This window comes from Dorea sp. D27, from assembly GCF_001185345.1.
Lineage (GTDB): Bacteria > Bacillota > Clostridia > Lachnospirales > Lachnospiraceae > Extibacter.
In genome coordinates, this window is record NZ_KQ236744.1 from 392,666 (window position 1) to 399,865 (window position 7,200).

Genomic DNA, 7,200 nt, shown 5'->3' on the forward strand with positions numbered 1-7,200 from the left:
AAGGGAAGGTGCCCTTCGAGATGAATAAGGCGACCTTCGTGACGGAAGGGAGCGACGTGGCGGTGATCGCCTGCGGGGAGATGGTGAAGCCTGCGGCGGACGCGGCGGAGCAGCTGCGTGAAGAGGGGATCGGAGTGACGGTGGTAGACATGTACTGCGTGAAGCCGCTGGACCGTGCAGCCATCATCAGGGCGGCGACGGGAGCGAAAGCGGTGGTGACGGTAGAGGAGCACGCCCCGTACGGAGGCCTGGGATCGATGGTGAGCCAGGTGGTCGGGAGCGAATGCCCGAAACGGGTGGTGAACCTGTCGCTGCCGGATGCGCCGGTGATCACGGGGACCTCGAAGGAAGTGTTCCGGCATTACGGGCTGGACGCAGAAGGAATTGTAAAGACAATAAAGGGAGTTTTGTAGGAATTTGCATAGGGGTCAGACCCCTGTGGCTACAGGGGTCTGACCCCTTTCAAAATTTCTAAAGTTTTCAGATATTAGCAGGAATTTCCTGTTGATATAGATAATTTAATACTTATAAAGCATAAGGAGGAGCGAAAATGAAAGGTTTCAAAAAGGTATTGGCTATGCTGCTTACAGTAGCTATGGTCGGAGCTATGGTTATGGGATGTAGCTCTAAATCTGACGATTCTTCTAAGAAGGAAGAAAAAAAGGAAGACAAGAAGACTGAGGACACGAAGGAAGAGGAAGCTTTACCAGGCGGAGGCTCTAACATCATTTATATTATCACACCATCCGTATCCAACCCGGCATTCAAGGCAGAGGCGGACACAGCGACCGCTAAGGCAAAGGAACTTGGATACGAAGTAAAAGCCGTATCTCACGACGACGACCCGACAAAACAGACAGAGTTATTTGACAGTGCTATCGCTGACAAAGCGGATGCTATCATCTGTGACAATGCAGGCGCGGACGCAACAGTAGAAGCTGTAAAGAAAGCAAGAGAAGCTGGAATCCCGACATTCTTAATCGACCGTGAAATCAATGAAGAAGGCGTTGCCATCTCTCAGATAGTTGCCAACAACTATCAAGGTGCAAAAGCCATCGCAGAGAAGTTCGTTGAAGCTATGGGTGAAAAAGGAAAATATGTAGAGCTGTTAGGTAAAGAATCTGACACGAACGCGGGCGTACGTTCTTCCGCTTTCCATGAAGTAATCGACCAGTATCCGGACATGGAGATGGTGGCTCAGCAGACAGCTAACTGGGAAAAGACAGAGGCTTATGACAAGATGGAAGCTATGCTTCAGGCTAACCCGGACATCGAAGGAGTCGTATGTGGCAACGATACGATGTTAGAGGGTGTATGTGCAGCGCTTCAGGCGGCCGGCAAGACACTTCCTGTAATCGGCGTAGATGGATCTGATGAAGCGGCAGCCCTGATCAAATCAGGAGACGCTACGGGAACAGCCCTTCAGCAGTTCGCGGTTATCGCTGAGATGGCAGTAGAGCAGGCTGACAAGTACCTCAAAGAAGGTTCTACAGGATTAGACGAGAAACAGTTAGTAGACTGTATCGCCATCACATCTGACAATGTAGACAAATTATCAGGATTTGTCTTCACAGAATAGTGATTGGCAGAATAAAGCATCACACATATACGGGGAGGCACTTTATGTGCTTCCCCGTATATGAAACCGACTCTTTTATGTGGAAGAAGTATTAAATGATTACGGAACATATCCTAATTGGATTACAATAGTTCGATATGAATAGATATTCGGCAGGAATATTTGTGAATAAACGATTGAAGGAGGCCGCTATGAAAAAGCGCATGATAGCTCTCGCACTTACGCTCACACTTGCAGCATCCACGTTGCTTACGGGTTGTGGAATTGTGAAAGTCGTTAAGATTGGAGAAGAAGGAAAATATACAGGAGATGTAGAATTTAATGCAGGAGATGACGTAGAAGCCATCTGGGAAGAATCGGCACTTCCGGAGATGAATGAAAACGCTGTCGACCTCAAAGAACTCCTTGAAGGATCAAATGGAGACCTGACAACAATGGCTGACGAGTACGGGAAATATTCCATGGGAGATTCCGGAGAACTGAGCTATGTAGTAAAAGGAACGGGAACCGTAGGAGAAGTGAACACACAGTCGCAGGCGGGCTACATGACAGTGAAGCTGGATGGCTATAATGGCACGGAACCGGTCAAGATTCAAATCGGGCCTGTATACAAAGGCTCTGCAATCCGTGATTCATTAAGCTTTATCAAGTTTGGGGATTACAAAAACCAGGAACAGTGGGCGGCAGTGTCACAGAGTATCAATGAAGTCGTTGCAAAAGATGTTGTGGAACCGGCCAAACCAGATTCTCTGCAGGGCAAGACAATCTCATTTGTAGGAGCATTTACGGTATCTACCGGCAGTTCGGATGTACTGATCACTCCGGTAGTACTGGAAGCAAAATAACCTACTTTAGATTAAGAAGGAGATATGAACTATGGGTGAGACATATAAGTGCAGGGAGGATGTATTTCTCCATGCGGAAAAGATAAGCAAGATTTACCCCGGTACAAAAGCACTCGATGAGGTGTCATTTGACCTTTTGAAGGGAAAGGTAAATGTGCTTATCGGCGAGAACGGTGCCGGCAAATCGACTCTTATGAAGATGATTGCCGGGATTGAGCAGCCGAATGAAGGCAAAATGTACATTGGAGATAAAGAAGTATTTTTTAAAAATACGACAGAGGCGAGAAAGCATGGAATCGGTATCATACACCAGGAACTGAGCCTGTTCCCCAATCTGAACGTATACCAGAACATCTACATGAACAAGGAAAAGACGAAAGGAAAGGTCGCGCTGGACAATAAGCAGCATATGGAAGGGGCAAAAAAGGTGCTGGAGAGACTGGAGCACCCCCTTGACCTGCACGCGAAGGTAGGCGAACTGCGCGTAGGGCAGCAGCAGATGATAGAGATTGCCAGAAATCTCGTGGAAGACGATTTGAAAGTGCTGATCATGGATGAACCTACCTCTTCTCTGTCTCAACAGGAGGTTAAGGTCCTGTTCAAAATCATGAGAGAGCTGACGGCGGCCGGAATATCTATCGTATACATATCACACAGGCTGGAAGAGATAATGGAAATCGGCGACCACGTCACGATTCTGAGAGACGGCAGATATGTGGCCGATGCGGATGTCGAAGAGATTGATGTCCCGTGGATCGTCCATCAGATGACGGGCGGAGCCAAATCTTATCCAAAAAGAGACCGTGAAGTAGACTGGAGCAAAGTAGAAAATGTCCTGGAAGTAAAAGACCTATGTCTTCCGAAAGCCGGTGGCGGGTATCTTGTGGATCACCTGGATTTTGAACTGAAAAAGGGAGAGGTGCTCGGAATCTATGGGCTGATGGGAGCCGGACGAAGTGAAGTGTTCGAGTGTCTTATGGGACTGCACCCGGAACATACAGGCAAGGTATCTATGAATGGAAAGGAACTGCATATCAAATCCATTTCCCAGCAGATAGACAACGGCTTTGCCCTGATTCCTGAAGACAGGCAGGCGCAAGGACTCGTGCAGACGCTGGATATTGAGAAGAACTGTGCTCTGTCCGCGCTGAAAAGATATAAAAAAGGACCGTTTCTGGACAGCAAAAAGGAAGCGGAAAAAGTAGAACAAGAGATTAAAGACATCCAGATAAAAGTGGCAGACAAGAAACTGCCGATTCTTTCCTTATCAGGTGGCAACCAGCAGAAAGTAGTTATCGGCAAAGGCATACTGACAGAACCGAAGATTCTGCTCATGGACGAACCAAGCCGCGGTATCGATATCGGAGCAAAGACGGAAGTGTTCGATATCATCAACAAGTATGCGGAAGAAGGCTTATCTATCATAGTCATTTCTTCAGAGCTGCAGGAAATCGTATCTATCGCAGACCGTGTAATCGTACTGTCTAATGGTATCAAGACAGGCGAATTCTTCGGGGATGAGATTCAGCAGGATACATTGGTACTGGCTTCTTACAAGGGCCATCATATAGAGGAAAAGGAGAGTTAAATTATGGCAGCGAAACAAAATTCAGGAAATAATAAATTAATGATGACCCTTTTAAAGGGCCGTACATTCATCGTGTTAATTATTCTGCTTATATTCTTCAGTATCACAGCAGATAACTTCTTAAGTGCAGGCGCGCTTTTGACAGTGGCAAAGCACGTGGCACTTTACGGAATTCTCGCAATCGGCATGACATACGTCATCATCACCGGAGGCATCGACCTTTCCGTTGGTTCCGTTGCAGGTCTCGCGGGCATGATAGCGGGCGGTCTGATTCAGGAAGGGCTTACGCTTAAGATGTTCGGCGTGACTTTATATTTCAGCGTTCCGATGATTGTACTCATCACAGTACTTCTGGGAGCTCTGATGGGAATGATCAACGGACTCGTCATCACGAAGTGCAATGTGGCGCCTTTCATCGCTACGCTCGGTACAATGTATATCTGGCGTGGATTTGCCAATATCCGTTCAAACGGAGCTACATTTTCAGAGATATCAGGAAGCGAAGGGCTTGGCAATACCGGATTTGAAGTATTTGGACGTAACCTTGGCGGGACATCCATTCCGTGCGGTGTCCTCATCCTTGCCATCATCGCCGTAATTGCCGGGCTCATATTGAAGAAGACACCATTCGGCTGGCATGTACTGTCTATCGGCGGCAACGAAAAGGCTTCCAAGCTTTCCGGTATCAAAGTAGACAGAGTAAAGATCTGGGTGTACGCATTTTCAGGCTTCTGCTCCGCGGTCGTAGGTATCATCGCCACATCACAGCTCGTATCCGCCACACCAAAGACTGGTGAATCTTGGGAGATGAACGCAATTGCGGCATCCGTACTTGGCGGGACATCTATGGCCGGAGGTGTCGGAACGATAGGCGGAACCATCGTAGGTGCATTCGTAATCGGCGTCATCAACGACGGTATGACAATGTGCGGAGTGACAGAGTTCTGGCAGAAGATAATCAGAGGCCTCGTAATCATCATCGCCGTAATCATCGACCAGGTACAGAGAAACCTCCAGGCGAAGATGGCACTTCAGGCGCGTAACGAAAATAAATAGACAATTTAAAGAATTTTCATAGGGGTCAGACCCCTGTGGATACAGGGGTCTGACCCCTATCGAAATTGAGGTGAATTGTATGAAAAAAAGGGGCATTATCAATGTGCAGCTTGCCGGGCTGATTGCGGGACTTGGGCACAAGGACACGTTTATGATTGCGGACGGCGGCATGCCGATTCCGCAGGGGGTGGAGATAGTAGATCTGGCCTTGTGTGGCGGAGTTCCGACTTTCCGGCAGGTGATGGATGCAATCCTTGATGAGACGGAAGTGGAATATTATACGCTGGCCGAGGAGATTGTGGAAAAGAACCCGGAATTGCTCGCCTATATGAAAGGGAAGCTTTCTGATGTGGACTCCGAGATGGTCAGCCATGTGGAGCTGAAGAAAATGTCAGGAGGCATCAAATTTGCTGTCCGGACAGGGGAGTTCACACCTTATCCGAACATCATACTCCGCGCCGGGGTAGCTTTTCCGGCATAACAGTACATATAATGACAAAAAAAGAGAGGGACTATAATTATGAAGGTATTGAATTTTGGATCTTTAAATCTGGACTATGTATATTCCGTCGACCATATGGTGACGCCGGGGGAAACCCTGGCGTCTTATGGCATGAATGTCTTCTGCGGCGGGAAGGGGCTGAACCAGTCCATCGCATTGGCGAAGGCCGGGGTGGAAGTATATCATGCGGGCATGGTTGGCGAGGAGGGGGACATCCTTCTGAAGACATGCCGTGAAGGCGGCGTGAAAGCGGATTATGTCAGGAAGATTGACGGCAAGTCCGGACATACGATTATACAGGTGGATAAGAACGGACAGAACTGCATCCTGCTCTACGGCGGCGCAAATCAGAGCATCACAAAAGAATATGTGGACGAAGTTCTTGGCCACTTTGCCAAGGGCGACATTCTGCTCCTGCAGAATGAGGTCAATATGCTCGACTATATTATCGATTCTGCCTATGAGAAAGGGATGATGGTTATACTGAACCCGTCTCCTTATAACAGCGCCCTGGATGCATGTGACTTCAACAAGATATCCATGTTTCTGCTAAATGAAATTGAAGGGGCACAGGTGACAGGGGAAGAAGAGACGGACGCTATCCTTGCAAAATTAAAAGAAATATATCCAAATGCAAAAGTAGTGCTTACGCTTGGCGGGGACGGATCTGTATATCAATACAAAGAGGAACAGTACCGGCAGGGAATCTTTAAAGTGAAGGCAGTGGATACGACTGCGGCAGGCGATACGTTCACCGGCTACTTCATCTCCTCTATCATAGAGGGGATGCCTGTGACGGACGGCCTGGAACTGGCTGCCAGAGCATCCGCCATCGCTGTGTCGAGGGAGGGGGCCACGGCGTCTATCCCTCTGAAAAAAAGAAGTGCTGCAAACAGAGCTGTAAAGGAGCAGGAAACATGACAGACAAATATATCATCAGCATAGACCAGAGCACCCAGGGGACGAAGGCCCTCCTCTTTGACGGGAGCGGCCGCCTGATCCGCAGGGCCGACAAGCCCCATGTCCAGATCGTGAATGAGAAGGGATGGGTCTCCCACGATCCGGAGGAGATCTACCGCAATACGATCGAGGCGGCCGTCCGCCTCGTAAACGAGTCCGGCATCGACAAGAGCCGTATCGCCGGCGTCGGCATCAGCAACCAGCGGGAGACGTCCCTTGCGTGGGACCGCGCCACTGGCGCTCCCCTCGGGCACGCCATCGTATGGCAGTGTGCCCGGGCGGCGGACATCTGCGAGCGGGTGGAGGGGCTGGGCGAGGCGGAGCACATCCGCAGGGCTACCGGCATGAACCTCTCCCCCTACTTCCCGGCGTCCAAGATCGCCTGGATACTGGAGCATGTGGAAGGGGCAGGAGAGAAGGCGGCCGCAGGTGAAATCTGCCACGGCACGATAGACAGCTGGCTCATCTATAAGCTGACCGGCGGGAAGTCCTACAAGACCGACTACTCCAACGCCTCCCGGACGCAGCTCTTCAACATCTTCGAGCTCACGTGGGATGCGGACATCTGCCGGCTCTTCGGGATAGACCCGGCGAACCTGGCCGAGGTGTGTGACTCGGATTCCGACTTCGGCGAGACGGACTTCGAAGGGCTGCTCCCCCGCCCGGTGCC

Annotated in this window: 8 protein-coding genes; all 8 read left to right on the top strand. The window is 49.7% G+C overall.

Annotated features, from left to right (window positions below):
* A partial coding sequence (locus tag HMPREF0980_RS08380) for a transketolase C-terminal domain-containing protein (RefSeq protein WP_304437658.1) occupies nt 1-413 on the top strand: 413 nt, incomplete at its 5' end.
* 137 nt (nt 414-550) lie between these two features.
* Nucleotides 551-1,579, top strand: coding sequence for a D-ribose ABC transporter substrate-binding protein (locus HMPREF0980_RS08385; protein WP_049728693.1), 1,029 nt, complete (start codon nt 551-553; stop codon nt 1,577-1,579).
* Between the two features lie 191 nt (nt 1,580-1,770).
* The gene (locus HMPREF0980_RS08390; RefSeq protein WP_049728694.1) at nt 1,771-2,424 is read left to right on the top strand and encodes a DUF2291 domain-containing protein; all 654 of its coding nucleotides are present in this window, start codon (nt 1,771-1,773) and stop codon (nt 2,422-2,424) included.
* Between the two features lie 31 nt (nt 2,425-2,455).
* A complete protein-coding gene (locus HMPREF0980_RS08395) occupies nt 2,456-4,012 on the top strand; it encodes a sugar ABC transporter ATP-binding protein (protein ID WP_049728695.1) in 1,557 nt (518 codons plus the stop codon).
* Nucleotides 4,013-4,015: 3 nt separating this feature from the next.
* Nucleotides 4,016-5,068: an ABC transporter permease gene (locus HMPREF0980_RS08400; RefSeq protein ID WP_049728696.1), complete on the top strand. Its 1,053-nt coding sequence runs from the start codon at nt 4,016-4,018 to the stop codon at nt 5,066-5,068.
* 79 nt (nt 5,069-5,147) lie between these two features.
* On the top strand, nt 5,148-5,549 hold the full coding sequence (rbsD, locus tag HMPREF0980_RS08405; protein WP_049728697.1) for a D-ribose pyranase: 402 nt from the start codon (nt 5,148-5,150) through the stop codon (nt 5,547-5,549).
* Nucleotides 5,550-5,588: 39 nt separating this feature from the next.
* Complete coding sequence (locus HMPREF0980_RS08410) at nt 5,589-6,491, top strand: ribokinase (protein WP_049728698.1); 903 nt, start codon at nt 5,589-5,591, stop codon at nt 6,489-6,491.
* On the top strand, nt 6,488-7,200 hold a 713-nt coding region (locus HMPREF0980_RS08415), incomplete at its 3' end, for an FGGY family carbohydrate kinase (protein ID WP_242847366.1). The genes HMPREF0980_RS08410 and HMPREF0980_RS08415, both read left to right, overlap by 4 nt.

Coding starts and splice junctions, on each gene's coding strand:
- rbsD (WP_049728697.1), top strand. CDS start 5,148: ATGAAAAAAAGGGGCATTATCAATGTGCAGCTTGCCGGGCTGATTGCG.
- HMPREF0980_RS08395 (WP_049728695.1), top strand. CDS start 2,456: ATGGGTGAGACATATAAGTGCAGGGAGGATGTATTTCTCCATGCGGAA.
- HMPREF0980_RS08410 (WP_049728698.1), top strand. CDS start 5,589: ATGAAGGTATTGAATTTTGGATCTTTAAATCTGGACTATGTATATTCC.
- HMPREF0980_RS08385 (WP_049728693.1), top strand. CDS start 551: ATGAAAGGTTTCAAAAAGGTATTGGCTATGCTGCTTACAGTAGCTATG.
- HMPREF0980_RS08390 (WP_049728694.1), top strand. CDS start 1,771: ATGAAAAAGCGCATGATAGCTCTCGCACTTACGCTCACACTTGCAGCA.
- HMPREF0980_RS08400 (WP_049728696.1), top strand. CDS start 4,016: ATGGCAGCGAAACAAAATTCAGGAAATAATAAATTAATGATGACCCTT.